This is a genomic window from Stenotrophomonas sp. YJH_SMC_8 (genome assembly GCF_059371315.1).
In genome coordinates this window covers 250,276-276,082 of the sequence record NZ_JCAFUL010000003.1, presented here as the reverse complement: position 1 = coordinate 276,082, position 25,807 = coordinate 250,276, and the positions used below count along the sequence as shown (strand labels likewise).

Genomic DNA, 25,807 nt, shown 5'->3' with positions numbered 1-25,807 from the left:
TGCGGAAAGGGATCCGACCCCGATGGTTCGTTCAATACACATCGCGCCGGTAACGACCGGCCAGCAGCAACGCTTCCTTGCCGTCGATACCCAGCACCTGCTCGATCACCGCATCCACCGCCGGGGCCATGCCCTGCAGGCTGCCGCAGACCAGGATCGTCGCGCCTTCCTCAATCCACTGCTTCAACGTGGCTGCCTCGGCCAGCAGCCGGTCCTGCACGTAGCGGTGCGCACCGCCATCTCGGCTGAACACTGCATCCAGCCGCGCCAGCGAGCCGTCGGCCAGCATCGCCCGTAGTTCTTCACCGAAGTGGAAGTCGTGGGCGGCGGTGCGCTCGCCGAACAGCAACCAGGTGCGGCGCGCGCCACTGCGTGCGCGTTCGTGCAGGTGCGCACGCAGGCCGGCGATGCCGGTGCCGTTGCCGATCAACAGCAGCGGCACGTCGGCGGCGACGCCATGGAAGTTGTCGTTGCGGCGCAGCCGCAGCTGCACCGGCTCGCCGATGACCGCGTGGTCGCACAGCCAGCCGCTGCCGATGCCGGGCGTGCCGTCCGCGCGCAGCTGGCGGCGCAGCAACAGTTCCACCGCGCCATCGGCCATCACCGAGGCGATCGAGTATTCACGATGCGGTAGCGGCTGCAGCGCTGCCAGCAAGGCAGGCAGGTCGCCCGGCGGAACCAGCGAAGGCAGATGCGAGCGCTCAACGCGAGCCAGCAGCGTCTGCCCATCATCCAGCACGGTATCCGCATTGAACCCCTGCGCGTCCAGCCACGCGCGCGCACTGTCCCGTGCGTGTTGTGGTCCGATCTCGGCAATGTCGCCGGCCTGCCAATGTGCGTTGTTGCCTGCCGGTGGCTGCAGGCGCAGCCAGTACACCGCGCCGCCCGGGCTGCCGGGATTCAGATGTGCGCGCTGCAGCAGCGTCCATGGCTGATACTCAGCCGGGCTCCAGTCGGGCAGCTCGCTGGCGCCGCCGCCGAGCTGGCCCAGCAGCTGCTGCCAGTGACGCAGCGCGGCCGGATCGGCGTTGTCGACTTCGATTGCATCGAACAGCGGATGCGCACCGTGCTGGCGCAGCCATTGGTCGAGCTGATGGCCGAATCCACAGAAGTGTCCGTAACTGCGGTCGCCCAGTGCGAGCACGCCGTACTGCAGGTGCTGCAGCGAGGGCGGCGCGGCCATCACCCCGCGCAGGAAGGGCAGGGCGTGGTCGGGAGGGTCGCCCTCACCGGTGGTGCTGGCGATGAACAATGCACGCTGGCTGTCGGCCAGCAAGGTGGCATCGACCTCATGCAGACCGCGCACGCGCACCGGCACGCCGGCACCACGCAATGCCTCGGCACTGCGTTCGGCCAGTTCGCGGGCGAAGCCGGTCTGGCTGGACCAGACCAGCAGGATCGGCGCGATGTCGCCAGAGGCAGCATCGTCGCGTGGTCGCCCACGCCACCACAGTGCGGCGCAGGCCAGCGCATACAGCGCGGTGGCGATGATGGCGATCTGCGATTGCCGTGCCGGCGGTGCACCCTGCCACCAGGCTTCGCCGAGATGCAGTCGCAGCAGCGCCCAGGCGATCAGCGCCAGCAGGATCAGTACAAGCGCGTTGCCAAGCAGTGCGCGCGACGGCCGTGCGCTCATGCGTCCTGCTCGTCGAGCAGGCGCTGGAAGGCGCTGCTGAGGAATTCGCGGGGGCCTTCGGCGGCCCGTTGCAGGTAACGCACGGCCAGTCCTTCGCGTTCGGCCAGCGCCATGCCCTGTTCGTGGCCGAGCACGGTCAGTGCGGTGGCCCAGGCATCGGCGTGCATGGCGTCGTCGGCGACCACGGTCACGGCGGCGGCCACCTGGCGCACCGGTCTGCCGGTACGCGGGTCGAGGCTGTGGCTGTAGGCCTCGCCATCGGCCTCGTACTGGTGCCAGCGATCACCGGAGGTGGCGACCGCCTTGCCGCGCAGCGCCAGCACCCGCGGTGGTGTTCCGGTGTGCGCGTCTTCTTCCGGCGCCGATTCCACCAGTACGCGCCACGGCTGGCCGTCCGGCTTGCGACCATAGCCAGCAAGTTCGCCACCGACCTCGATCAGTGCCGCAGCGATGCCCTGATCGCGCAGCCATGCGGCGACGTGATCGACACCGAACCCCTTGGCGATCGCAGAGAGATCCAGCTCCAAACCGCCCGCCTGCAGCAGTGCATCGTCCTGCCAGTGCAGGCGCTGCCAGCCGCAGCGTTCACGCGTGGCTTGCAGCGTGGCGGCATCGGGCTGGCGGCGTTCACCGGCATGGGCGCCGAAGCCCCACAGTGCCACCAATGGGCCGACGGTGGGATCGAATGCGCCATCGCTGGCGGCGGCGATGGCCTGAGCGCAGGCCAGCACTTGGCGCGTCTCGGCCGGCAGCGTGCACCACTGGCCAGCGGCGGCGTGGTTGAAGCGGCTGAGGTCCGAGCCGGCGTCCCACGTGCTCATCTGCGCGACCACATCATCCAGCCGCGCCTGGATGCCGGCGTGCAGCGGGTGCAGGTCGCGCCGGCGCGGCGCGACCAGCGACACGCTCCACGTGGTGCCCATGGTGGTGCCGCCGAGGCGGGCGATGTCGAGCAGGGAATCGGTCATGGTGAGGCGTTGCGGCTGCGATGCCGGGGTATGCCCGGCATCGCGGTCCCCATTACTGCGGCAGCACTTCCAGCGTGGCGACGTAGCTGAGGCGGCGCTTGGCGGCCTGCTTCACCGAGGTCTTGTTGTCTTCGGTGCCGGTTTCCAGCCAGTACATGCCGGCTTCCGGCCAGGTCACCTTGATCTCACCCTTGGCATCGCTGGTCAGCTTCAGTTCGTCCTGCGCGTTGCGGTAGCGGGTGGCGCCACGCACGATCTCGAATTCGAGGCCGGCGGTCGGCTTGCCATCGACCAGCACGCGGAAGGTGGCTTCCTCGCCGGCGAACAGGTCGTTCGGATGGCCGACAGCCACCAGTTCGATGCCGCGGTTGGTCGGCTTCAGCGCGGTGGCGTTCGGCGCACCGTTGGTGACGAAGGTCTCCACGCGGCCGACCGACTGGCTCACTTCCAGCTTCTTCGCATCCTTCGGCAGTTCACCGAAGGTGGCAACGCTGCCGCGCCAGCGCTTGCGCTCGCCGTTCTGTTCGTAGGTGGCGAACAGGCCGTCATTGACCGAGGCGATGCGGTAGGTGCCCGCCTGCTTCAGTTCCAGGTCGAACACGCTGCGGTACTTGCCGGTGGAGGCGTTCTGCGGCTGCACGCTGCTGCCGTCCGGCGCGGTGATCACCAGCGATTCCAGGCGCAGCGGCACGTGGTTGAAGTAGAACAGGTCGTTGGAGACCGCACCGTCGACGGTGATCCACGGCGCGTTGCCGGCGATCACGGTCTGCGAGGGCAGCAGCCAGGCCTTGTGGGCCAGGGCGGAGAAGGGAAGGGCAGCGGCCAGAGCGGCGGCGAGGACGAGCGTGCGCTTCATGCGGAAGACTCCAGTTGGAAGGGGTCGGATCCCTTTCCAACGGAAAGGGCTCTGACCCCGGGGATGTGGCGATGGGGTCAGAGCCCTTCCTGTGGAAGGGATCCGACCCCGGCTCAGACAATTACGGTTTGACGGCGAGGGTGACCTGGCCCAGTTCGGTGGCGCCCTGCGCCTTGCCGTTCTGCGCGGCGGTGGCTGGCCAGGTGAAGGGGATCTTCAGCAGTTCGCGGCCACCGACTTCGCGCACCGCTTCCACCACCAGGGTGTAGTTGCCCGGTGCCAGCTGCTTCAGTGCCGGCTGCTTGTCGTTGAACGACAGCGCGTGCTTGCCGGCCGGGCGGGTCGGGCCGGTCACGCCGTCCACCGGCACCTGCAGGGTGCGGCCGCTCTTGCGCCACCACTGGCGCAGGTCGGGCAGCCACTTGGTGCCGTGGCCCTCACTGTTGCTGGTCTGCTGGTACCAGACCGACAGGTTGGCCGCGACCTTCTGGTCGGCGCCTTCCAGCCACACCGCCACATACGGGCGGTGGTATTCGGCCACGTTGAGCTTGGGCACTTCGACGTTGATGTCGAGGGTGGCGGCATAGGCCGGCGAGGTGGCCAGCAGGCCGCTGAGGGCGATGGTCAGGGTGACGCGCATGGGGCGGCTCCGGAAACGAGGGAAAGTCAGTGGATCAGCAGCAGGGCGATCAGCAGCGGGATCATCAGGCCCAGGCCGACCAGCGGCCAGGTCATGCGCCGTTGCCGCGCATGCAGGTGCAGCAGGAACAGGCCGGTGATGCAGAACACCAGGCAGGCCACGGCGAACAGGTCCAGGAACCAGCCCCACGCCGGGCCCGCGTTGCGTCCCTTGTGCAGGTCGTTGAGGTAGGACACCACGCCGCGCGAGGTTGATTCGTACTCCACCGCGCCGGTTTCGCGATCGATGCTCAGCCAGGCGTCGCCGCCGGGGCGTGGCAGCGACAGGTAGATCTCTTCGGCCGACCACTCGGCGGGGCGACCGCCGATGGCGATGCCCAGCTGTGTATCCAGCCATTGCCGGGCCGGACGCGGGATCGGCGCATTGCCGTCTTCGCGCGTGCCGAGCTGGCTGAGCAGATCGGCCGGCAGTTCCAGGTGCTGGTTCTGCACCTGTGGCTTGGCCTCGATCTTCGCCGCGTGGTTGAGGGTCAGGCCGGTCACCGCGAACAGCAGCATGCCAATCAGGCACACCGCCGAGCTGATCCAGTGCCACTGGTGCAGCGTCCGCAGCCAGAAGCCACGGCTTTGTTGCTGCTGCACGGTGGAAGAGGCAGGACGGCTCACGGCACGGTTCGAGGCGGACGGGGACTGCCCATTACATCATTGATGAGAATAGCTCGCAATTGCGTGTCGTTCTGTATCCCGGAGGCGGTGTTATCGCCTGCCGGCCAGCGGCCGGCACTACCGCTGCCGCGGGTCGGTAGATCCACGCCACGCGTGGATGAAGCGGTGCCAACCAAGGTTGGCACCCACCAGGACAGGGCGGTGCCAGCCAAGGTCGGCACCCAGGATTGGTAGATCCACGCCATGCGTGGATGAAGCGGTGCCAACCAAGGTCGGCACCCACCGAAGCAGGGAGGTGCGCGGCGATCAGAACTTCGCGTTCAACGAAATCCAATAGCTGCGGCGCTGGTCCTTGGTCGCATAGTCGTCCACGCAGTTGAACTCGCTCTGGCTGATCAGCAGGCACGACTGCGAGACGAAGTTCTTGTCGAACAGGTTGTTGACCCGCGCATTGACCGTCAGCCACGGCGTCGCCTTCCAGCTGCCACCCAGGTGGAAGATGGTGTAGTCCTCGTAGTAACGGGTCTGACTGACGCCGTTGGCGTCGAGCAGCGTGTCGCGGTAGCGGTCGTAGCGGCCCTCGCCGATCAGCGACAGGCTGATGGCCTCGTTGAGCTGCCAGTTCAGGCTGGCGTTGGCCATGTGCTTGGCCGGGGTGGTGCCGGTGATCGGCAGCCCCTTCTGCGGGCCACTGGTCTGCTCGCTCTTGGTCCAGGTGTAGTTGCCGCGCAGCTGCAGGGTGTCGAGCAGGTCGATGTGGCCGGCCAGTTCCGCGCCGCGGGTTTCGGCCTTGTCGATGTTCACGCTCTGGGTGAAGGTGCTGTAGCCCAGTGCGGCCCAGCCCGGGCCGATGTCCACGCAGTAGCCGCTGCCGGCCGGCGCCACTTCACAGTTCGGGAAGGTGCCGCCGCTGGCGATCTTGTCCTCGAACTTGTTGATGAAGCCGGTGACGTTGAAGCCCCAGCGCTGGCCTTCGTAGTACGCGGCCAGCTCGTAGTTGGTGCTGGTTTCCGGCTTCAGGTTCGGCGAGCCCACCAGCGGCAATACACCCTGGCCACCAAAGCCGGTGATGCCCGGGAACAGCTGGTCCGGACGCGGGGTCTTGTAGCCGGTGCTGACGCCACCCTTGAAGGTCCACGCATCGCTGGCGTTCCACACTAGGTAGCCGCGCGGGCTGAGATGGCTGCCGAAGATGTTGTGGTCGTCGTAGCGCAGGCCGAAGGTGGCAGTCAGGGTGTCGGTCAGCGCCCAGTTGTCCTCGGCGAACAGCGCCCACATGCGGTGCTTCTGCTTGGTGTTGCTGCGGTAGCCGGCGCCGTCCATGCCGAACACGCCGTCGATCATGTCGGTGTCGTTGTACTGGCCGCCGACAGTGAGCTTGTGCGCGCCGAAGTCCAGATCCAGCATGGTGTCGAGCACGTAGCCTTCCAGTTCCATGGTGCGCAGCGGACGCGGCAGGAACGCCTGCAGGCGCGCCATTTCGCTGGGATTGAGCGCAGTCAGCGCATTGCCACGGCCGGCCGCGCAGTTGTGGGCCGCCCCGGTGCGACGGCAGACGTCATTCCACAGCGTCTGCAGGTTGGCACGCTCGTCCAGGGTCAGCGGCAGCGAGCGGCCAAGGTTGCTGCTCTTGCTGTGGGTCAGCGAGGTCTGCCAGGTGCCGAAGCTGTAGCGGCCCTGGTGGGTCAGCGACAGCTGGTCGCGCTCGTAGCGCTGGTAGGCGGTGTAGCCCACGCGCGGCTGCACCACGCGGCGGGTGACCGTGCCGCTGCCGTTCGGGTTGGGAATGACCGCATTGCCGACGCGCCACAGGCTGGCCAGGCTGTCGAGGGTACCGGTCTGGCCTTCGCTGTTGTCGTACTTCTGCCGCGACACGTCGTAGTCCAGCCACAGCTCGTGGTCATCGTTGACGCGGAAGTCCAGGCGCACGCCGGTGTTCCAGTTGGTGTTGGCCACCGACTTGCCACCGCCACCGAAGCCGATGCTGCGCTCCCACAGCGTGCCGTCGGGCAGGGTCAGTGCATCCCATTCCGGATTCGATGCCTTGGCATCGTAGTAGCTGCCGCGCACGGCGAGGCTGAGGCGGTCCTTCAGCAGCGGGCCGCTGAGGTACAGGTCGGTGGTGCGTGCATCGCCGAACTGGTCGTCCTGCTGCACGGTGAAGCCCTGGGTGAGCGCGCCATGCCAGCTGTCCTGGTTGCGGCGGGTGATGATGTTGATGACGCCGCCCATCGCGTCCGAGCCGTACAGCGTGGACATCGGGCCGCGCACCACTTCGATGCGCTCGATGGCATCCAGCGGCGGCAGGTAGGCGAACTGGCCACCGCCGAAGTTGTTCGGGTACAGCTGGCCGACATTGCTCTGGCGGCGGCCGTCGATCAGCACCAGGGTGTATTCGGAGGGCAGGCCACGCATCGAGATGGTGGCGCGGCCGTTCTTGTCGGTGGCTTCCAGGCCGACGTCGATGCCTTCGACGTCGCGCAGCGCATCGACCAGGTTGGTATACGGGCGCTTGCTCAGCTCCTCGCGGCTGACCACGCTGATGCTGGCCGGCGCATCGACCACCTTCTGTTCGAAGCCGGAGGCGGTGACCACCACCTTGTCCAGCGTCTGCGGGGCGCCGGCGATCTCTGCATGTGCGAAAGCAGGGGCCGCCATCGCCGCCAGCACGGCGCTGGTCAGCAGGGGGCGGGACAGGGACGAACGGACACGATGGCGCTGGGCCATGGCAGTTACCTCGAAAGATGCAGAGAGGTGCGATGCCGGGCGCGAAGGGCGCGGCATGCACGGGAAGCCCGGTCAGGGCGGCAGGGATGAAGCAGGCAGCGGCGTGCGGGCGCGACCGCGCAGGCGGTCACGTCGGGCCGTGGATCAGGCGAGCGGCGGCGCCTGGCCGCGTTGCTGGCGACGCCCGGGCGCGTCGGCCCAGGGCGTGTCCGGAGCGGCCAGCGGCCAGTCCGGGCGCACGCCGGGCATGGCCGGCGTGGCGGGTACGAGTTCAAGTTCGGTACGCAGCCACTGGCTGGCCAGCAGCAGCGGCGGACGTGCCTTCTCGGCCGCTTTCACCGGGGTGGAGGCACAGCGGCGCAGCTTGGCCGGGGCTTCTTCCTGCAACGGGCCTTCGCCGCCGCGTTCTTCCAGCGGTACCTGCACGGTCGCTGCTGTCGCCGGGTGCGGCAGCAGCGGCAGGGTGCCCAGCAGCAACGCCAGCATCGCCACCCACGCCAGCAGGCTGGCCAGCGCAGGACGCTGGCCGCGCATGGCGGCACCCATCTTGCGATGGATCAGTGGGCGAGGGCGGAGCGGGCGCAGCAAGTGGGGATCCCCAGGTGGTTTGCCGGCAGCGGCCAGCATCAACGGGGCGTGATTGTAATGAGAGCTGTTAGCTGTTGCAAATGAGAATGATTGCCAAAATGTCGCAGGCCGGCCAGATGGGGCTCAGACTTCGCTCCAGCGACGCAGCAGGTTGTGGTACACGCCGGTCAGCTGCAGCACCGCTTCGGCGTCGCCGCCGGTCTGCCGCAGGCGTTCGATCGAGCCGTCCATCTCCCACAGCAGGCGCCGCTGCACGTCGTCGCGGATCATGCTCTGCACCCAGAAGAACGAGGCCACGCGCGCGCCGTCGGTGACCGGCCGCACCTGGTGCAGGCTGCTGGACGGGTACACGATCAGGTCGCCGGCGGGCAGCTTCACTTCATGCTCGCCGTAGGTGTCGCTGATGATCAGCTCGCCACCCTCGTACTCGTCCGGATCGGACAGGAACAGGGTGCAGGAGATGTCCGATCGCAGCTGTTCGCCGTTGCCCAGGTTCATCACCGCGCCGTCGACATGGAAGCCGTAGGTGCCGCCGCCGCTGTAGCGGTTGAAGCGTGGCGGCAGGTACTTCAGTGGCAGCGCCGCGCTGAAGAACAGCGGGTGCCGGGCCAGCGCGACGAGGATGATCTCGCCCAGCTCGCGGCGCAGCGGCGAGGCCTCGGGCAGCTGCTGGTTGTGCTTGGCCTGCGCACCCAGATGGCCGACCGTCTCGCGGCCATCGGTCCAGTTGGCAGCGTCGAGGCGGCGGCGGAACTCGGCCACCTGCGCGGCGCTGAGGATGTCGGGGATGTGCAGCAGCATGCGGAATTCCTCAGAGGGACGGCGGTGCGACCAGGGCGCGCACCTGCGGATGTGGGGACGCCGCCAGCTCCGGCACGATGTGCGCCATGAACGCCGGGCTGCCGTGGGCCAGCGCCAGCCGCAGCCAATGCACGGCCTGGTCGACCTGGCCGGCCTGCAGCAGGATCGATGCGTAGTTGGCCTGGCCGCGGAAATCGCCGGTCTCGGCGGCGCGCAGGTACCAGTCCAGCGCGGCCTGCGGATCGCGCTCGATCTCCAGGCCGTCCTCGAGATGGCGGGCCAGCAGGTTCATCGATTTGGCGTGGCCCATGTGCGCGGCGCGGGTGTACAGCGCCAGCGCCTGCGCGCGGTCCTGCGGCACACCGCGGCCGGTGGCCAGCAGGTTGGCCAGGTTGTACAGGCCCCAGTCCAGGCCGGTGTCGGCCGCGCGCCGGTACCAGACTGCGGCCAGCGTCGGGTCGGCGACGGTGCCTTGGCCCAGCTCATGGCAGCGGCCGAGCATGTTCATCGCCATCGGTGCGCCGTTGTTGGCGGCGGTTTCGTACCAGAGCAGCGCGGCAGAGGCATCCTGCGCGGTGCCTTTGCCTTCCATGTGCATCTGCGCGAGCAGCAGTTGTGCATCGACCTGGCCGGCCTGTGCGGCATCGCGGATGTGCGCGAACGCGGCTGCCAGGTCGTGCTGCAGCAGCTCGGCCAGGGCGTCGCTGTCGATGGGGGTGCGGTTGGCCATGCAGTGAGTATCGCCGGAAACAAAAACGGCGGCAGGAGACCCTGCCGCCGTGGTGGAGCAACGCTGGATCAGAACTTCACGTTCAGTGCCAGGGTGGCCGAGCGACCCGGGGCGATGCTCGCGTAGTGCGAGGCATAGGCCTTGGTGAAGTAGGTCTTGTCGGTCAGGTTCTGCACGTTCAGCTGCAGGCTGATGTTGTCCTGGATCGCGTAGCTGGCCATCGCGTCAAAGCGGGTGTAGCTGGCGATCCACTTGGTGTTGGCCACATCACCGTACTGCTTGTCCGAGTAGAACGCACCTGCGCCGATGGTCAGGCCGATCGGGAAGCGGTAGGTGGTCCACAGGTTGGCGCTGTGCTTGGCGGTGTTCGGGAACTCATTGCCGTTGTTCGGCGACGGCACGTAGACGTTGGACGGGCAGGTGCGGCCCACCGGTGCGCCACAGACAAAGCCGTTGTCCTTCAGCTCCGAATCCAGGTAGGTGTAGCCGCCGTACAGGCTCCAGGCGTCGGTCAGCTGGCCGTTGAAGCCCAGCTCGAAGCCGTTGATCTCCTTCTTGCCGGCGTTCTGGCTGGTGCCGTTGTCGATGGTCACGCGTGCGTTGTTCATCACGGTGTGGAAGATCGCGGCGGTCAGGTTCAGGCGGTTGTCGAGCAGGTCCCACTTGGTACCCAGTTCGAGGTTCCTGGTGTCCTGCGGCTTGAGGTCGGCCACGGCCGCGCTCAGGCCATCGGAGCCGTCACCACCGTCCATGCCCGGCGGGGTCGAGGAGGTGCCCCACGACACGTAGATGCTGCCGTTGGCGGCCGGCTTGAACACCACGCCGGCCTGGTAGTTCAGGAAGTCGTTGTCATTGCGCACGCGGGTCGGGGCCTTGCCCGCCACCGGGGTGGTCAGGGTGGTGCTGTAGTCGTCGTAACGCAGGCCGACGTTGAAGCTCCACTGTGCGTTGAGCTCGAGGGTGTCGAACAGGTAGGCCGACTTGGTCTTGGTGCGCTGTTCGACGTCCAGCGCCTTGTCGCTGCGGTACACCGAGTGGGTGGCCGCCCACGGATCGTTCGGGTTCGGGTTGGCGAAGCTGGTGCAGTTGTAGCCGGTGGCCGCGCCGGTGGTCGGGCACTTGCTGTTGCCGGTCAGCGGGTTGCTGGTGCCCGGGGTCATCAGGTAGCTGCCGCGGGTCATCTTCTCGTCGCTGTACTCCACACCCGCGCTGTAGCTGTGCTTGAGCGCGCCGGTCTGGAAGGCACCGGTCAGGCCCAGCTGGTCGGCGAAGCTCTTGACGTCGACCGCGCGGCTGTTGGTACGGCGCCACAGGGTGCCGTAGTTGTTCGGGTTGCCCTGGCTGTCGTCCGGCTGGGTCCACAGGTAGTCGTTGCTGGTGTTGCCCAGCCGCGCGATGTTGCGCAGCTTGTGGCCGCCGAAATCGTAGCTGGCGTCCAGGGTGCTGATGTCGGCGCGGGTGCGCTGGAAGTCACGATCAACCAGGCCGTAGTAGTTGTTGCGGTCCGGCACCATCGGGCGGCCATCGACCCACTTCGAGGCCGGCGCACCGTTCGGGTTGCCGTACGGGAAGCCACCCGCGTCCGGCAGGTCATCGCTCTGCATGTGGTAGTGGCTGGCGATCAGCTGCGCCGGGCCGTTCAGGCCGAACGCGATCGACGGCGCGATGCCCCAGCGGCTGACGTTGGCCGCATCACGACCGGCGATGTCCGACTCGTGCTTCATCAGGTTCAGGCGGGCAGCGATGCCATCGCCCAGCACGTAGTTGGCGTCCACGGTGCCGCGGGCGTAGCTGTCGGTGCCGATGCCCATGCTGGCGCTGGTCTCGTTCTTCAGCTTCGGCGTCTTGCTCACCAGGTTCAGGCTGCCACCACCGGAGTCACGGCCGCCGTAGGCCGAGCTCGGGCCCTTGACCACTTCCACCTGCTCCAGGTCGAAGATTTCGCGGGTCTGCGAACCGACGTCGCGCAGGCCGTCGACGAACACGTTGCTCTGCGAATCGAAGCCACGGATGAACGGGCGGTCACCGGTCGGGTTGCCGCCTTCGCCGGCACCGAAGGTGATGCCCGGCACCATGCGCAGCGCATCCTGCAGGTTGGTCGCGCCGGTCTCGGCGATCAGCTTCTCCGACACGATCGACACCGACTTCGGGGTGTCCAGCAGGGCGGCGGTGAACTTCGGCGAGGACGGATTGAACCAGCTGCCGCGCACCTGCACCTTGTCCAGGTCGGTGGCCTTGTTGGCGCCGGAGGCGGCGCCGTCGGCGGCCTGTGCGGCCAGCGGTGCGAAGCCGGCGGCCAGGGTGGCCGAGGCGAGCAGGGAAACGCGCGGGGCGTACTTGCGGGTCTTGATATGGGTCATGGCGGTGGGTGGTGGCTTGGATCGGGAAAGGGCGCGGACCGGCACGCAGGCGTGGCGGCAGGCAGGAGACGGGTGCTGTAGAGCCGAGCCGATGCTCGGCTGGCCCGAAACGCAATGAGGCGAACGGCAAAGGCCGCAGGGCGCCTCAGCTGGCGTGCGGTGCGGGCGGTGCGTGGCCGGGGTTCAACCGCAGTGCGGGATCGTGCAGCTGCCAGCGCAGGGCGTCGGAGCGCCACCGCGGGATGTGTGCGACCAGCGCGGCGCGCGGTGACGCCAGGCCGGTGCAGGGTGTACTGCCCTCGCCATCAAGCGGCGGCTCGGGGGCAGGGGCGGCGTGTTGTGGGCATTCGTCGGCCGGCGTTTCCGGCAGCGGCATGGCCTGCAGCAGATCATCCGCGTGTGCCTGCCAGCCGTGCGCGGCCGGATCGCTGCCGCGCCCCTCGTGCAGCGCCGACCAGCCCAGCAGCAGCGTCAGCAGCACGGCCACGAGCAGTGGCCACCCCTGGCGGGCGAGCTGGCACAACGTGGCGGTGGGCGCGGGCGAAGCCATGGCGCAGGGGCGGAGTCGTTACAAAGATGTTACGTAGAATAACATCAACGATAATGATTCGCATGTACGGGGTGTGGCGGGCCGCCAGGGAACCCCCGAAACGCCCTGGGAAGGCCCTCAAGGCGTTTCTGTGGATCCGCCCCATGGGTGGATGCCCTCAGCCGGGCGCGCGGCCTCAATCCCGGTCGTCGCGGGTCCAGACCGCGTCGTGCTCCCGCTTCACCGGGAACTTGGGCACCGGGGTATAGGCCGGGGCGCACAGGGCGCGGCCATCGCGCACGTCGAAGCGCGCGCCGTGCAGCACGCACTCCACGCTGCCTTCGGTCGTGTTGAACTCGCCGGAGGACAGCTCGAACTCTTCATGCGTGCACTGGTCTTCCAGTGCGTACAGCTCGCCGTCGAGGTTGAACACCACGATCGGCGTGCCGGTCACTTCGTCGAACACGCTCTTCATTTCACCCGGCAGCAGCTCGTTGCCGGCACAGACAAAGGTCCAGGCCTCGCTCACGCGGCGGCTCCGGCCAGCGGCTTTTCCAGGATCTCGAAGCGCAGGTCGTCGCGCTTGGGGATGCCGAAGCGTTCGTCGCCATACGGGAACGGCTTCTTGATGCCGGTGCGGCTGTAGCCGCGACGTTCGTAGAAGGCGATCAGTTCGTCGCGCACGTCGATGACCGTCATCTGCATCACCGGCACGTTCCATTCGCGCGCGGCGTGTGCTTCGGCGGCCTCCATCAGCTGCTTGCCGACGCCACCGCCCTGCTGGGCAGGGTCGACGGAGAACATGCCGAAGTAGCCCTTGCCATCGACATCGGCAACGTGGGCGCAGGCCACCAGCTGGCCTGCGCGTTCAGCCAGCAGGATGGTCGAGCGCGGGCGATCGAGGTCGGCCTGGATGCCCTCGGCGTCGATGCGGGCACCGTCCAGCAGGTCGGCTTCGGTTGTCCAGCCGACGCGGCTGGCGTCGCCACGGTAGGCCGAGGTGACCAGGGTGATCAGGGCGGGGATGTCGGCCGACGTGGCGGCACGGAAGGTCAGGGTGCTCATCGGTCCATTCTAGGTGGGCCGTGGGCGGGCGCAAATGGGCGGGGGGCCGTGGGGTCAGATCCCTTTCGCGATGCGAAAGGGATCTGACCCCGGCGTCTACTGACCCAACGGCAGGCCATGCACCGACTGGCACCGGCGCGGAATCGGCAGATGCTCGGGGTCAGATCCCTTTGCGCAGCGAGGGGGCTCTGCCCCCTGTCTCCAGGAGAAGCCCATGCCAAGGCCACGACGCATCGATGCGCCCGGGTACCCGCAACATGTCGTTCAACGTGGCAACAATCGCCAGCCCGTGTTCTTCACGGATGGCGACCGCGTGGCCTACCTGCGCCTGCTGTGTGATCACGCGGACCAGCAGCACTGCCGGGTTCACGCGTATGTGCTGATGGACAATCACGTCCATCTCCTGGCGACGCCTGATGTCTCCGGCGGCTTGTCGCGGATGATGCAGGCCGTGAACCGGACCTACGTGCGGCGGGTGAATGATCGGCAGGGCCGCACGGGAACCCTGTGGGAGGGGCGTTTCCACTCGACGCTGGTCGATACGGATCGCTATCTGCTGGCCTGCCAGCGCTACATCGAGCTCAACCCGGTTCGGGCGGGGAGGGTGGCGCGCCCAGGGGACTATCGCTGGTCGAGCTATCGGGCGAATGCGCAGGGCATGCCGAATGCGCTGCTCGAGCCGCATTCGGCATTCGAGCTGATTGCCCTGGATCTGGATGAACGGCGCAGGCGCTATGCGGAGTTCATTGAGGAGGGTATTCCTGCCGCGGATGTGGCGGCGATCCGGCGAGCATTGCAGTCGCAGCGACGGTTGGCCGGTTCGCTGATGGGGTCAGAGCCCTTTCGCGATGCGAAAGGGCTCTGACCCCGTCTGCCGGGCTCAGCCCAACAGCTTGCGTACCTTGGTCAGTGCGGTCATGAAGCGCTCGATCTCGGCGTGGGTGTTGTAGAACGCCAGCGAGGCACGGCAGGTGGCTGCGACGCCGAAATACTGCAGCAGCGGGTGTGCGCAGTGCTGGCCCGAACGCACGGCCACGCCTTCCAGATCAAGCAGCGTGGCCAGGTCGTGGGCATGCGCGCCGTCGATCAGGAACGAGACCACGGCAGCCTTCTCCGGCGCTTCGCCGATGATGCGCAGGCCGTCGACGCGGCGCAGTTCTTCGGTGAAGTGCGCGAGCAGTTCGGCTTCGCGCGCTTCCACGTTGTCCTGCCCCAGCTGCTGCAGGTAGTCGGCGGCCACGCCCAGGCCGATGAAGCCGGCGATGTTCGGGGTGCCGGCTTCGAACTTGTGCGGGGCGTCGTTGAAGACCGTACCGTCGAAGCTGACTTCCTTGATCATCTCGCCACCGCCGAGGAACGGCGGCATCGCGTCCAGGTGCTCGCGGCGCGCCCATAGCGCACCGGTGCCGGTCGGGCCACACATCTTGTGGCCGGTGATGGCGTAGAAGTCGCAGCCGATCGCGGCCACGTCGACCTTGCGGTGCGGCACCGCCTGCGAGCCATCGACCACGGTGATGATGCCGCGCTTGCGCGCTTCACGGCAGATCTCGCGCACCGGGTTGACCGTACCCAGCACGTTGGACACATGGGTGACCGCCAGCAGCTTGACCTCGGGGGTCATCGCCGCACGCAGCGCATCCAGGTCGAGCGCGCCATCGGGGGTGATCTCGGCCACGCGGATGGTGGCGCCGGTACGCTGCGCGACCAGCTGCCACGGCACGATGTTGGCGTGGTGCTCCATGCGCGACACCAGGATCACGTCGCCGGCCTTCAACCGCGGCAGGGCCCACGAATACGCCACCAGATTGATGGCAAAGGTGGTGCCGCTGCACAGCACCAGGTCGCTGGGGCGCACGTTGAGGAAGCGGGCCAGCTTGTTTCGCGCGCCTTCGTAGGCGTCGGTGGCTTCGCTGCCGAGCGCGTGCACCGCGCGGCTGACGTTTGCGTTGTAGCGGCGGTAGAACTCGTCCACCGCGCCGATCACCTGCACCGGCTTCTGGCCGGTGTTGGCATTGTCGAAATAGACCAGCGGCTTGCCGTGCACTTCGCGCATCAGCAGCGGGAAATCGAGGCGGACGCGGTCCCAGTCGGGCGCGCCGCTGGGGGTTTCGATCGGGCGCGGGGTGGACAGGTTCATGCCACACCCGCCTCGGCCAGGGCCTTGTCCAAACGGCGTGCCAGCTGCTCGCGCAGGGCTTCCGGCAGGATCTTCAGCGGCTCGTGGCAGAACGCGGCACTGAGCAGTGCCTGCGCCTGTGCCTGCGGCAGGCCGCGCGAGCGCAGGTAGAACAGCGCGTTGGCATCGAGCTGGCCGACGGTCGCGCCGTGCGCGGCCTTCACTTCATCGGCGTCGATCACCAGCGTCGGCTGGGTATCGATCTCGGCGTCGGCCGACAGCAGCAGGTTCTTGTTGGACAGGTTCGCATCGGTGCCGTCGGCGCCTTCGCGGATCTGGATGCCACCATGGAACACCACGCGGCTGCGGTTGGCGGCGACGCCACGCCACAGCAGCTCGCAGCTGGTGTCGCGCGCGATGTGATCGATGCCCAGGCGGGTCTCGACGTGGCGGCGGCCATTGCCGAGCAGCACGCCGTTGGCGGTCAGCTGGGCGTTGTCGCCTTCCAGGCGTACGTTCAGTTCGTGGCGGCTGAGTGCGGCGCCCAGTTCCAGGTCGACGCGGTGGTACTGCGCGTCGCGGGCCAGCACCGCGTCGGTACGCAGGAAGCTGGTCTGGCGCGCGCTGCCGGTCTGCACGCGGGCGTGCTTGAGCACGGCATCGCGGGCGACATGGGCGTGCAGCACGGTGTTGTCCAGGTGGGCCGAATCGCCGACGCTGAAACGGTGCTCGACCACGCCCAGGCTGGCGCCGGCACGCAGTTCGATCAGGTGGCGGTGGTGCCAGGCCAGATCGGTCTCGCCGGCGACGCTGGCGAACACCAGCTGCAGCGGCGCTTCGACCTGCACGCCTTCGTCCACGCGCAGCACCACGCCTTCATCGGCCAGTGCGGCGTTGAGGCGGGCGAAGATCTCCTCGCTGCGCTCGTAACGGCGGCCAAGGAAACGCACGGCGTCTTCGCCGGATGCCAGTGCGGCCGACAGCGGCTGCAGCTGCACGCCGGCCGGCAGGGCCTGCACGTCGCTCAGCGCGGCATCCAGGCGGCCGTTGACGAACACCAGGCGCGGTGCCGGGATGTCCTCCAGCAGCGCGGCATCCAGTGCCGGCGGGGCCAGCGGTGCAGCTGCGAACGCACGGCGCTCCAGCTGGCGCAGCGAGGTGTACTTCCAGGCTTCGTTGCGCGCGGCCGGCAGGCCATCGCGCAGGGCCGCGTCGAGCACTTCGCGGCGCGCATCGCTGCCGCAGAAGGCCTGGGCCATGGAGTCGAGCAGGGCGCTCATCAGACCGCCGCCTCGCGCACCACGCGATCCTTCAGGAAATCGTAGCCGTGCGCTTCCAGTTCCAGGGCCAGCTCCGGGCCACCACTCTTGACGATGCGGCCATCGGCCAGCACGTGCACCACGTCCGGCTTGATGTAGTCGAGCAGGCGCTGGTAGTGGGTGATGACCAGGAACGAACGGTCGGCCGCACGCAGTGCGTTGACGCCGTCGGCCACGCTCTTCAGCGCGTCGATGTCCAGGCCCGAATCGGTTTCGTCGAGGATCGCCAGCTTCGGCTCCAGCACGGCCAGCTGGAAGATCTCGTTGCGCTTCTTCTCGCCACCGGAGAAGCCTTCGTTGACGCCACGGTGCAGCAGTTCGTCCTTCAGGTGCAGCACGGCCAGCTTCTGGCGCACCAGCTTCAGGAACTGCATGGAGTCCAGTTCGTCTTCACCGCGTGCCTTGCGCTGGGCATTCAGCGCGGCGCGCAGGAAGTAGGTGTTGTTCACGCCCGGGATTTCCACCGGGTACTGGAACGCCAGGAACAGGCCGGCGGCGGCGCGCGCTTCCGGGTCCTGGTCGAGCAGATCGACGCCGTCGAACTGCACGCTGCCTTCGGTCACGTCATAGCCGTCACGGCCGGCCAGGACATTGCCCAGGGTGGACTTGCCGGCGCCGTTGGGGCCCATGATGGCGTGCACCTGGCCGGGCTTCACATCCAGCGACAGGCCCTTGAGGATTTCCTTGTCGCCGATGCGGGCGTGGAGGTTTTCGATCTTCAGCATGGTCATGACTTGGTTGATTTCGGGGCTGCGGGGTCGATGCGGACGATCTGCACCGTGCCGTTGCCGGGCTGCCCAGGTTGAGCGGGGAGGGCGGAGAAGACCACGAGGATCTCTTCACCGGGTTCTTGCAGGCAGGGGACCGGGAGGGAGGCCTGTCGGATGGATTCGGCAGCGGCGCGATCCAGCTCACGGTTGCGCGAACTCAGGAGCGGCCGGATCGCGTCGAAGCTGCCGTCCTGCCGCGTCGTCAGCAGCATGGAAAATTCTTTCGGCGTGGAGATGACCGTGCCGGCGGGCAATTTGACCGGGGTCGCACCCGCCAGGTCTTCGGGGGTGCAGGCCGCGTTTGCCACCGCCCAGGGCGAAAGGCCCAGCAGCAACAGTGCGGGCAAAGACGTACGCATCATCCGACGCTTCCCTCCAGCGAGACTTCCAGCAGCTTCTTGGCTTCCACCGCGAACTCCATCGGCAGTTCGCGGAACACCTGCTTGCAGAAGCCGTCGACGATCATCGACACCGCGTCTTCCTGGCTGATGCCACGGGCGCGGCAGTAGAACAGCTGGTCGTCGGAGATCTTGGAGGTGGTGGCCTCGTGCTCGACGGTGGCGCCGGGGTTCTTCACCTCGATGTAGGGGAAGGTATGGGCACCGCACTGCTTGCCGATCAGCAGCGAATCGCACTGGGTGTAGTTGCGCGCGCCATCGGCGTTGCGGTCCACCTTGACCAGGCCGCGGTAGGTGTTCTGGCCGCGGCCGGCACTGATGCCCTTGCTGACGATCTTGCTCTTGGTGCGCTTGCCGACATGGATCATCTTGGTGCCGGTGTCGGCCTGCTGGCGGTGGTGGGTCAGCGCCACGGAGTGGAACTCACCCACCGAATCGTCGCCCAGCAGCACGCAGGACGGGTACTTCCAGGTGATCGCCGAGCCGGTCTCGACCTGGGTCCAGGTGACCTTGCTGCGCGCGCCACGGCATTCGGCACGCTTGGTGACGAAGTTGTAGATGCCTCCGACGCCGTTCTCGTCGCCCGGGTACCAGTTCTGCACGGTGGAGTACTTGATCTCCGCGTCTTCCAGCGCCACCAGTTCGACCACGGCGGCGTGCAGCTGGTTCTCGTCGCGCATCGGCGCGGTGCAGCCTTCCAGGTAGGACACGTAGGCCTTGTCCTCGCACACGATCAGGGTGCGCTCGAACTGGCCGGTGTGGCCGGCGTTGATGCGGAAATAGGTGCTCAGCTCCATCGGGCAGCGAACGCCCTTGGGGATGAACACGAAGCTGCCATCGGAGAACACCGCCGAGTTGAGCGCGGCGAAGTAGTTGTCGCCCACCGGCACCACGGTGCCCAGGTACTGGCGGACCAGTTCCGGATGTTCCTTGATGGCCTCGGACATCGAGCAGAAGATGATGCCCTTCTCGGCCAGTTCCTTGCGGAAGGTGGTACCGACGGACACCGAGTCGAACACCGCGTCCACTGCCACGCCGGCCAGCTTGGCACGCTCGTGCAGCGGCACGCCCAGCTTGTCGTAGGTGTCGAGCAGTTCCTTGGGCACGTCATCCAGCGAGGCGTACTTCGGGCCCTTCGGCGCGGAGTAGTAGCTGAGCGCCTGCAGGTCGATCGGCGCGATCTCCAGCTTGGCCCAGTCCGGCATCGGCATGGTCAGGAAGTGGCGGTAGGCGTCCAGGCGCCACTGCGTCATCCATTCCGGCTCCTCCTTCTTGGCCGACAGGGCACGGATGGTGTCCTCGTCCAGGCCCGGGGGCAGGGAGTCCGATTCGATGTCCGTGATGAAGCCGGCCGAATACTTGCGGCCGAGCTGCTCGTGGATCTCGCGGTTGGGGGTGTCGTCGTGGGCGACGTTTTCGATGGTTTCGGTGGCCATGGGGGGCTGCCTACGGATCAGGAGACGACGTCGACAGCGATGGTGCGGCGCTGTTCGTCATCGGCAAGGGGGAGAGGGGGCAGGATCTGCGCCAGGGTGACATCGCGCAGGGCCTCGGAGACCACGTCGTTGATCAGCCGCCAGCTGCTGCGCGCGCCGCACTTGGGCGCCATGCCGCACTGGTGGTGGTCGTGGCTGCATTCGGTCAGGGCCAGCGGCCCTTCCATCGCTTCGACCACTTCGAACAGTGAGATCTCGATGGCCGGGCGGGTCAGGCGGTAGCCGCCACGGACACCGCGCAGGCCTTCGACCAGGCCGGCCTGGGCCAGCGGCTTGAGCACCTTGCTGACGGTGGGCGGCTCCAGTCCGGTGAATTCGGCCAGCTCGGTGGCACTGAGCACCTCGCCCGGACGGGCGGCAAGCACGGTCAGTACCACGGTGGCGTAATCGGTGAGCTTGGTGACACGCAACATGGGAATGCGAGCGGTTCTTAAAGCGGACTGAAATTGTACGCTTTTATTCGCCGGCATCCAACCCGGGCATTCAGCCGGCGCTGGGACGGCCCGGGACGACGCACCGGGGCCACTGCCGGGGCGCAATGCTGCGCCAACGGGGTGATTTTCGCAATCACCCGGAATGGGCGAGAATCAACGTTCCTTTCGCTGCAGACCTCCCTTGCCGATGCCCAAGAAGATCCAAGCCCGCAAGTCCGCCATCCACGGCAACGGTGTGTTTTCCGTGGCCCCGATCAAGCAGGGCGAGCGCGTGATCCAGTACAAGGGCCTGCTGCGCAGCCACGGCGACGTTGATGCCGATGACAGCGGCGACGTTGAAAGTGGCCATACCTTCCTGTTCACCCTCAATGACGACTGGGTGATCGATGCCAACTACAAGGGCAATGACGCGCGCTGGATCAACCACAGCTGCGACCCGAACTGCGAGGCGGTGATCGAGGAAGACGAGGACGGCGACAGCCGCGGCGACAAGGTGTTCATCGAGGCACTGCGTGACATCAAGGCCGGTGAGGAACTGACCTACAACTACGGCATCACCCTGGCCGAGCGCCACACCGCCAAGCTGAAGAAGATCTGGGAGTGCCGCTGCGGCTCACCCAAGTGCACCGGCACCATGCTGCAGCCCAAGCGCTGACCCGGTAGCGCCGGGCCATGCCCGGCGAGCGCGAAGCGCGGTCGGAACCAGAAGACGCCGGGCACGACCCGGCGCTACCGTTACTTGCCCAGCACGCCTGCCGGCACCAGGTTGCCCAGGTTCTGGTTGAAGGTGACCACCAGCTTGCCGTTCTTCACCTGCGCCGACTGCACCTGCAGAGCGCCGAGTACCCCGGCCACGGCCGGATCCAGCTTGTAGATCGGCTCACGCTGGGCGTAGTCGCTCAGCCAGGCGTTGAGCAGGCCGCGGGTACGTGAGTCGAGACGACCGCCCTGGTTGGCGGGGGTGAAGTCATCCACGCTGGGCTGCTGCAGGTGGAAACCCTGGGTCTGCGCGTCGTAGCGCAGGCCGCTGCTGAGCTTCACCGTACCCAGTTTGGCCGGATTGCCACCGGCGGTGGCCAGTGCGACGTCCATCCCCAGGTTCAACCGTTCGCCGGCTGGAAGGCTCAGCTGCGGATGGCTCATGGTCAGGGCGATCAGGCCCCCCAGGGCGTCCTGGGTGCGCGGGAAGCTGCCATCGAGGTACTGCTGCACGTCGCTGGCACCGACCGACAGTTCGCGGCCGGAAATGGAAGGGGCGGCCTGGGCACCGATCGCGGCTGCGATCAGTACGGTGGAGGCGGCGAGGCGGGTCATCAGGGAACGCAGGCGCATGGCGGTGACCGCTGGATAGGGAATGGATGGAGGAAAGAGTAGCCGGGGCGGCTGAATCGTGCGTGCATGCCGCTGCAACGGTTCAGTCCAGCGTTGGCCGCAGTTGCGCCGACTGGATCTGCCAGGCGCGGCCATCGGGGCTGGGCTGCACGCGATACCAGCCGCCGAAGCGGAAGGTGCCTTGTGCGGTGGTCGCGCGGAGCCGCACCGGCACCTCCAGCAACCGGGATGGCTGCCGGCCGTCGCGTGCCAGCGGGGTTCCGCTGTCCAGACGCAGCGTGCGCAGGTCCTGCAACTGGCGTATCGCAGCGTCATCTGCGCGGTGCGGATCGGCCGGTGGAATCGCCCATGCCGCGTCGCTGGCGCTGCGGTCGCGGTTGAGCAGCGCGATCACGTAGCGGTTGAGCATCACCGAAGGTGATTCGGCGTCGGCAGCGACCGCGGCGAACAGCGGATCGATCGTTGCTGACTGCAGGGACGCTGCGTCGGTGCCTGCAACGGCCTGTGCTCCCGCGCTGGCGGGTGATGGCGCAGGCGCAACGTCCGGTTGTGCAGTGGGTCTGGAACAGCCCAGCAGCACCAGTGGCGCGATCAGGAAAAGAGTCCTGCGCATGCCTCCTCCCCGAGGCGATGTGGAGAAGTCAGTGTATCGACTGTGCCCCAGTCAGCGGGAGGTGGGCAACTGTTCCAGTGCATCCAGCGCCGGCAGCACCTGCCCGGCGATGGCGGCCAACGCGTGTCCATCGGTTTCAGCGTGGCGCTGCACGATGTCGCGCAGCAGCTGGGTGGCAATCACCAGGGTCGCACGTTCATCGCCGCTGAGCCCGCCGGTGCGCGGTGCGGCTTCCAGCAGGCGCATCAGATCGCGGCTGGCGCGATGTTCCAGTTCGATGGTGCAACGCCCGGTGCACTGCACCCCGTCCTTTTCGATGGGGGTCACCGAGATCCGGTAGCGGGTGGAGGGGCTGGCCATGAGGGGATGCTCGCCGTAGCTGTGAAGGATGTGCCAACGATAGGCAAGGCCACGGCCGGCGGCGACGGCCGGCGCTGCACGCAGTGTTCCACCCGGTACGTTCCGGCACCGCAGCAGGCGGGGCCCAGCCAATGGCGACGGGCCTGTACGGGCATTCCCTGGGGATGCGGCAACGCTGTGTTGCGGGCCGTGGTTGGGACAAAAAAAACGGGACGGCCAGAGCCGTCCCGTCGGAATCCGCGTTGGGGCGCGCGCTTACAGCGCGGCGTCCTTCAGCTTCTTCAGCGGACGCACCTTCAGCTTGGTGGTAGCCGGCTTGGCGGCGAACCACTGTTCTTCCTTGGTGAACGGGTTGATGCCCTTGCGCTTCGGCTTGGCCGGCACATTGACGGTGGTGATCTTCAGCAGGCCCGGCAGGGTGAAGGAGCCAGCGCCCTTCTTGTGCACCGAGGATGCGACGGCGCTTTCCAGCGAGGCCAGCACAGCGCGGACGTCCTTGGCGATGACGCCGGAGGCTTCAGCGATGTGTGCAACCAGGCCGGACTTGGTCAGCACTTCCTTGATCGGCTTCGGAGCGGCCGGCTTTGCGGCTGCCTTCGTCGCGACTTTCTTCACTGCCTTCTTCGGGGCAGCCTTCTTAGCGGTCTTTGCCATGGTTTCCTGTTCCGTGAACGGTTGGTTGTTTGGTCGGCGCCGAACCCCGTCGGCAAGCGCAATGTAGGGCAACTCTCGGGCGCCGCCAATAGCCCGAAGCGCGGAAAGTGCATGTTTTTTCATATCCAGGCCGATTCAGTACATGGCCGGCGATGGGGGGCGGGGGTGTCGGGACGCGGCTGGCCGCCAGCGACCGGTCATCGGCGGAATGCGCGAAACCACTGAAAACAAGGGGGAAATGCGTTTCAGGCTGGCGAGGAAGTGTCCATCTGCCGGGCGCCGGAGCGACGGGGCGCGTGCGGCGGAGCGACGCAGGGCTAACGCGCCACGTGCGAGGGTGATTGTTCATCACCGTCACGCAGGAGCAGCACATGGGAATCTCGCGACACGCCACCGCGCACTGGGAAGGCGACCTGAAGTCGGGCAAGGGGCAGTTGAGCACGCCGCAGAGTGGGTTGCTGGACAAGACCCGCTACGGCTTCAACAGCCGCTTCGGCGACGAGAAGGGCACCAATCCGGAAGAACTGATCGCTGCCGCGCATGCCGGCTGCTTCACCATGGCGCTGTCGGCCAAGCTGGGCGAAGCCGGTTTCACCCCGACCTCGCTGGATACCGAAGCCAAGGTCGATCTGTCGCTGGAAGGCGGCCCGCAGCTGTCGCAGATCCGGCTGAAAGTGAAGGCCGTTGTGCCGGGCATCGACGCGGCGAAATTCCGCGCGATTGCCGATGACGCCAAGCAGAACTGCCCGGTGTCCAAGGCGCTGAGTGCGGTGCCGATCAGCCTGGAAGCCGAGCTGGTCTGATAGGCGGTAGCGCCGGGTCATGCCCGGCGAACGCAGCGGGAAGGCGCCGGGCATGGCCCGGCGCTACCGCATACGGGCAATCACCAATCGATGGTGCCGGTGATGACGGTCTGCACCTGTCCCCCGGACCAGACCTCGCCGTCCTCATCGACCAACAGGGTCAGTCGCGCATCATGGCCGACTTCGCGGCCCTGGCTGATTTCGAACGGCGCACGGCCCCGCGGCAGGGCCTCGCGCAGGTCCAGCCACGCCGCGAGCACGGCGTTGGCGGCGCCGGAGGCGGCATCCTCGAAGCGGCGGCCATTGCCGACGAAAGCGCGCACGGCCAGATCGAAACCTTCGCTGCCATCGCTGAAGGCATAGGCGAACACACCCATGCTGTCGGTGGACTCGGCCAGCGCAGCCACCGCATCCCAGTCCGGTTGCAGCGCACGCAACGCGGCTTCATCGGCCACCTGCACCACCCACCAGCTGCGGCCACCCTGCATGCGCGCGGGTGGCAGCGTGCCCAGTGGCCAGTCCCTAAGCGCGGCCTGCAGGCGCGGATCGGTGGCCTCGGCGGTTTCGGCCAGTTGCGCGCGCGGGGTGCGGATGGCGATGCGCTGCTGTGCGCCTTCGCCACTGACACGCAGCGGAAGGGCACCGGCAATGCCGTCCTGCACCAGCACACCGTCGACCGGTGCGGCCAGGCCCGCCTGCAGCACCGCATGCGCGGTACCGACGCTGGGGTGGCCTGCGAACGGGACTTCCTTCTGCGGGCTGAACATGCGCAATCGATAGCTGGCGCCGGGCACCTGCGGCGGGAACACGAAGGTGGTCTCGGGCAGGCGCGTCCAGCGCGCGATGGCCTGCATGCCGGCGTCGTCCAGGCCTTCGGCGTCGAGCACAACGGCCAGCGGATTGCCGGCGCCGGCGCGCGGGGAGAACACATCCAGCTGCAGGAAACGGCGGGTGGTCATAGGGGCAAACTCCGTAAAACGAGAGGGATACGGTAGCGCCGGGCAATGCCCGGCGTCCGTGTGCTGCGTTCGCCGGGCGTGGACCGGCGCTACCAATGGATGCTGCCGTCGATCACGCACTGCACCTGGCCGCCAATCCATACCGTGCCCTGCGCATCGACCTGGACCTGCACGCGACCGTCGCGGCCGACTTCGCGGCCCTGGCTGGCCACGTAGCGGCCCTCGCGGCCGGGCAGGGCATTGCGCTGCCGCAGCCAGGCGCCGATCAGCGCATTGGCGCTGCCGGTCACCGGGTCCTCGGGCACGCTGGGGGCATCAGCAGGGCAGAACGCGCGCACCACGCGGGTGTGGTTGGTGCCGGCTTCGTCGGCGAACACCGCCACGCCAGTGGCATCGGTCGCCCGACTCCAGCCGGCCAGCGCGGCCATGTCCGGCACCAGGCTGCGCATGGCGGCGGCATCGCGCAGCGGCAGCAGCCACCAGCGTGCGCCGTTGTCCCACAGCTCCGGCACATGGCCGTCGGCAGCCAGCGCCAGCAGCCCCGCGGGTGCCGCGTCGGCTGCCGTTGCCAGCTGCCGGGCCGGAGGGCTGGCCAGCTGTATCTCCAGTGCTTCGGCCGGGCCGCTCACCTGTACCGGCAACAATCCCGCCGCGCACTGCTGGACCAGCGCGCCGTCGCGCGGCTGGGCCAGGCCGCAGGTCACCGCTACCCACGCCGCGCCGACGCTGGGATGGCCGGCGAACGCCAGTTCCCGGGTCGGGGTGAAGATGCGGATGTGGTAGTCGGCGCCGGGCGCGCTGGGGCGCAGGAAGAACACCGTCTCGGACAGGTTCAGCCAGGCGGACAGGGCCTGCATCTGGCTGCCGGAGAGCCCATCGGCGTCCAGGATGGCGCCCAGTGGATTGCCGGTGCCGGGGCGGGGGGCAAAGACATCTAGCTGCAGGTAACGAAGGACGGCCATCTACGGGGATATTGCGCTTAGAATCA

The 25,807-nt window shown here is 67.6% G+C and carries 28 protein-coding genes; 3 read left to right on the top strand and 25 right to left on the bottom strand.

Annotated elements, in window-relative coordinates; translation table 11 throughout:
- Positions 1-31 precede the first annotated feature (31 nt).
- The 13 genes from AC5P88_RS05075 to AC5P88_RS05015 form a co-directional block, all read right to left on the bottom strand.
- Positions 32-1,636: a sulfite reductase subunit alpha gene (locus tag AC5P88_RS05075; RefSeq protein ID WP_495224494.1), complete on the bottom strand. Its 1,605-nt coding sequence runs from the start codon at positions 1,634-1,636 to the stop codon at positions 32-34.
- A complete protein-coding gene (locus AC5P88_RS05070; protein WP_495224493.1) occupies positions 1,633-2,604 on the bottom strand; it encodes an FAD:protein FMN transferase in 972 nt (323 codons plus the stop codon). Before AC5P88_RS05070 ends, AC5P88_RS05075 begins: the two co-directional genes overlap by 4 nt.
- Before the next feature lie 52 nt (positions 2,605-2,656).
- Positions 2,657-3,460, bottom strand: coding sequence for a DUF4198 domain-containing protein (locus AC5P88_RS05065; RefSeq protein WP_495224491.1), 804 nt, complete (start codon positions 3,458-3,460; stop codon positions 2,657-2,659).
- A gap of 121 nt (positions 3,461-3,581) precedes the next feature.
- The gene (locus AC5P88_RS05060) at positions 3,582-4,100 is read right to left on the bottom strand and encodes a DUF2271 domain-containing protein (protein WP_099590125.1); all 519 of its coding nucleotides are present in this window, start codon (positions 4,098-4,100) and stop codon (positions 3,582-3,584) included.
- A 26-nt stretch (positions 4,101-4,126) separates the two neighbouring features.
- Complete coding sequence (locus AC5P88_RS05055; RefSeq protein ID WP_106549249.1) at positions 4,127-4,765, bottom strand: PepSY-associated TM helix domain-containing protein; 639 nt, start codon at positions 4,763-4,765, stop codon at positions 4,127-4,129.
- Between the two features lie 306 nt (positions 4,766-5,071).
- Positions 5,072-7,492 (bottom strand): TonB-dependent receptor domain-containing protein, encoded by a 2,421-nt coding sequence (locus AC5P88_RS05050; RefSeq protein WP_495224489.1) that lies wholly within the window; start codon positions 7,490-7,492, stop codon positions 5,072-5,074.
- A gap of 144 nt (positions 7,493-7,636) precedes the next feature.
- Positions 7,637-8,038, bottom strand: coding sequence for a hypothetical protein (locus tag AC5P88_RS05045; RefSeq protein ID WP_111112786.1), 402 nt, complete (start codon positions 8,036-8,038; stop codon positions 7,637-7,639).
- 165 nt (positions 8,039-8,203) lie between these two features.
- The gene (locus tag AC5P88_RS05040; RefSeq protein ID WP_495224488.1) at positions 8,204-8,881 is read right to left on the bottom strand and encodes a Fe2+-dependent dioxygenase; all 678 of its coding nucleotides are present in this window, start codon (positions 8,879-8,881) and stop codon (positions 8,204-8,206) included.
- A 10-nt stretch (positions 8,882-8,891) separates the two neighbouring features.
- Positions 8,892-9,611, bottom strand: a complete 720-nt coding sequence (locus AC5P88_RS05035) for a tetratricopeptide repeat protein (RefSeq protein ID WP_495224487.1) — start codon at positions 9,609-9,611, stop codon at positions 8,892-8,894.
- 68 nt (positions 9,612-9,679) lie between these two features.
- Entirely contained in the window at positions 9,680-11,971 is a 2,292-nt protein-coding gene (locus AC5P88_RS05030) for a TonB-dependent receptor (RefSeq protein WP_495224486.1), read from the bottom strand.
- Between the two features lie 145 nt (positions 11,972-12,116).
- The gene (locus AC5P88_RS05025) at positions 12,117-12,521 is read right to left on the bottom strand and encodes a hypothetical protein (protein WP_495224485.1); all 405 of its coding nucleotides are present in this window, start codon (positions 12,519-12,521) and stop codon (positions 12,117-12,119) included.
- A gap of 175 nt (positions 12,522-12,696) precedes the next feature.
- Positions 12,697-13,029: a non-heme iron oxygenase ferredoxin subunit gene (locus AC5P88_RS05020; protein ID WP_012479365.1), complete on the bottom strand. Its 333-nt coding sequence runs from the start codon at positions 13,027-13,029 to the stop codon at positions 12,697-12,699.
- Positions 13,026-13,565 (bottom strand): GNAT family N-acetyltransferase, encoded by a 540-nt coding sequence (locus AC5P88_RS05015; protein WP_495224483.1) that lies wholly within the window; start codon positions 13,563-13,565, stop codon positions 13,026-13,028. The genes AC5P88_RS05020 and AC5P88_RS05015 overlap by 4 nt, the downstream gene beginning before the upstream one ends.
- A 214-nt stretch (positions 13,566-13,779) precedes the next feature.
- Here AC5P88_RS05015 and AC5P88_RS05010 point away from each other — a divergent pair, with 214 nt between their 5' ends.
- Positions 13,780-14,430, top strand: coding sequence for a transposase (locus tag AC5P88_RS05010; protein WP_495224482.1), 651 nt, complete (start codon positions 13,780-13,782; stop codon positions 14,428-14,430).
- Positions 14,431-14,445: 15 nt separating this feature from the next.
- On the opposite strand, the gene AC5P88_RS05005 is transcribed toward AC5P88_RS05010, so the two are convergent.
- Genes AC5P88_RS05005 through AC5P88_RS04980 form a run of 6 tightly spaced genes read right to left on the bottom strand, consistent with a single transcriptional unit; the run spans position 14,446 to position 20,077 of the window.
- Positions 14,446-15,702: a cysteine desulfurase gene (locus AC5P88_RS05005; protein ID WP_106549258.1), complete on the bottom strand. Its 1,257-nt coding sequence runs from the start codon at positions 15,700-15,702 to the stop codon at positions 14,446-14,448.
- Positions 15,699-16,961, bottom strand: a complete 1,263-nt coding sequence (sufD, locus tag AC5P88_RS05000; RefSeq protein ID WP_106549259.1) for a Fe-S cluster assembly protein SufD — start codon at positions 16,959-16,961, stop codon at positions 15,699-15,701. The genes AC5P88_RS05005 and sufD overlap by 4 nt, the downstream gene beginning before the upstream one ends.
- A complete protein-coding gene (gene sufC / locus AC5P88_RS04995; protein ID WP_106549315.1) occupies positions 16,961-17,725 on the bottom strand; it encodes a Fe-S cluster assembly ATPase SufC in 765 nt (254 codons plus the stop codon). The genes sufD and sufC overlap by 1 nt, the downstream gene beginning before the upstream one ends.
- A gap of 2 nt (positions 17,726-17,727) precedes the next feature.
- Positions 17,728-18,132, bottom strand: coding sequence for a hypothetical protein (locus AC5P88_RS04990; RefSeq protein ID WP_495224480.1), 405 nt, complete (start codon positions 18,130-18,132; stop codon positions 17,728-17,730).
- Positions 18,129-19,604 carry a Fe-S cluster assembly protein SufB gene (gene sufB / locus AC5P88_RS04985; RefSeq protein WP_106549261.1) on the bottom strand — a complete coding sequence of 492 codons (1,476 nt, stop codon included), beginning with the start codon at positions 19,602-19,604 and terminating at the stop codon, positions 18,129-18,131. Before sufB ends, AC5P88_RS04990 begins: the two co-directional genes overlap by 4 nt.
- A gap of 17 nt (positions 19,605-19,621) precedes the next feature.
- Entirely contained in the window at positions 19,622-20,077 is a 456-nt protein-coding gene (locus AC5P88_RS04980) for an SUF system Fe-S cluster assembly regulator (RefSeq protein ID WP_005408436.1), read from the bottom strand.
- A 208-nt stretch (positions 20,078-20,285) separates the two neighbouring features.
- On the opposite strand from AC5P88_RS04980, the gene AC5P88_RS04975 reads away from it, so the two are divergent.
- Positions 20,286-20,753: an SET domain-containing protein gene (locus tag AC5P88_RS04975; protein ID WP_010483549.1), complete on the top strand. Its 468-nt coding sequence runs from the start codon at positions 20,286-20,288 to the stop codon at positions 20,751-20,753.
- Between the two features lie 80 nt (positions 20,754-20,833).
- Here AC5P88_RS04975 and AC5P88_RS04970 read toward each other — a convergent pair whose 3' ends face one another.
- The 4 genes from AC5P88_RS04970 to AC5P88_RS04955 all read right to left on the bottom strand — a co-directional run bounded on the left by AC5P88_RS04970 (position 20,834) and on the right by AC5P88_RS04955 (position 23,057).
- Positions 20,834-21,430 carry a YceB family lipoprotein gene (locus tag AC5P88_RS04970; RefSeq protein WP_005408439.1) on the bottom strand — a complete coding sequence of 199 codons (597 nt, stop codon included), beginning with the start codon at positions 21,428-21,430 and terminating at the stop codon, positions 20,834-20,836.
- 82 nt (positions 21,431-21,512) lie between these two features.
- The gene (locus AC5P88_RS04965; RefSeq protein ID WP_106549263.1) at positions 21,513-22,043 is read right to left on the bottom strand and encodes a hypothetical protein; all 531 of its coding nucleotides are present in this window, start codon (positions 22,041-22,043) and stop codon (positions 21,513-21,515) included.
- A gap of 51 nt (positions 22,044-22,094) precedes the next feature.
- Positions 22,095-22,403, bottom strand: coding sequence for a DUF3861 family protein (locus AC5P88_RS04960; protein ID WP_106549264.1), 309 nt, complete (start codon positions 22,401-22,403; stop codon positions 22,095-22,097).
- A 255-nt stretch (positions 22,404-22,658) separates the two neighbouring features.
- Complete coding sequence (locus AC5P88_RS04955) at positions 22,659-23,057, bottom strand: HU family DNA-binding protein (RefSeq protein ID WP_010483539.1); 399 nt, start codon at positions 23,055-23,057, stop codon at positions 22,659-22,661.
- A 371-nt stretch (positions 23,058-23,428) separates the two neighbouring features.
- Here AC5P88_RS04955 and AC5P88_RS04950 point away from each other — a divergent pair, with 371 nt between their 5' ends.
- Entirely contained in the window at positions 23,429-23,860 is a 432-nt protein-coding gene (locus AC5P88_RS04950) for an OsmC family protein (RefSeq protein ID WP_106549265.1), read from the top strand.
- A gap of 80 nt (positions 23,861-23,940) precedes the next feature.
- Here AC5P88_RS04950 and AC5P88_RS04945 read toward each other — a convergent pair whose 3' ends face one another.
- The gene (locus tag AC5P88_RS04945; RefSeq protein WP_495224479.1) at positions 23,941-24,819 is read right to left on the bottom strand and encodes a PhzF family phenazine biosynthesis protein; all 879 of its coding nucleotides are present in this window, start codon (positions 24,817-24,819) and stop codon (positions 23,941-23,943) included.
- A gap of 89 nt (positions 24,820-24,908) precedes the next feature.
- Positions 24,909-25,781 carry a PhzF family phenazine biosynthesis protein gene (locus AC5P88_RS04940; RefSeq protein ID WP_495224478.1) on the bottom strand — a complete coding sequence of 291 codons (873 nt, stop codon included), beginning with the start codon at positions 25,779-25,781 and terminating at the stop codon, positions 24,909-24,911.
- Positions 25,782-25,807: the final 26 nt, after the last annotated feature.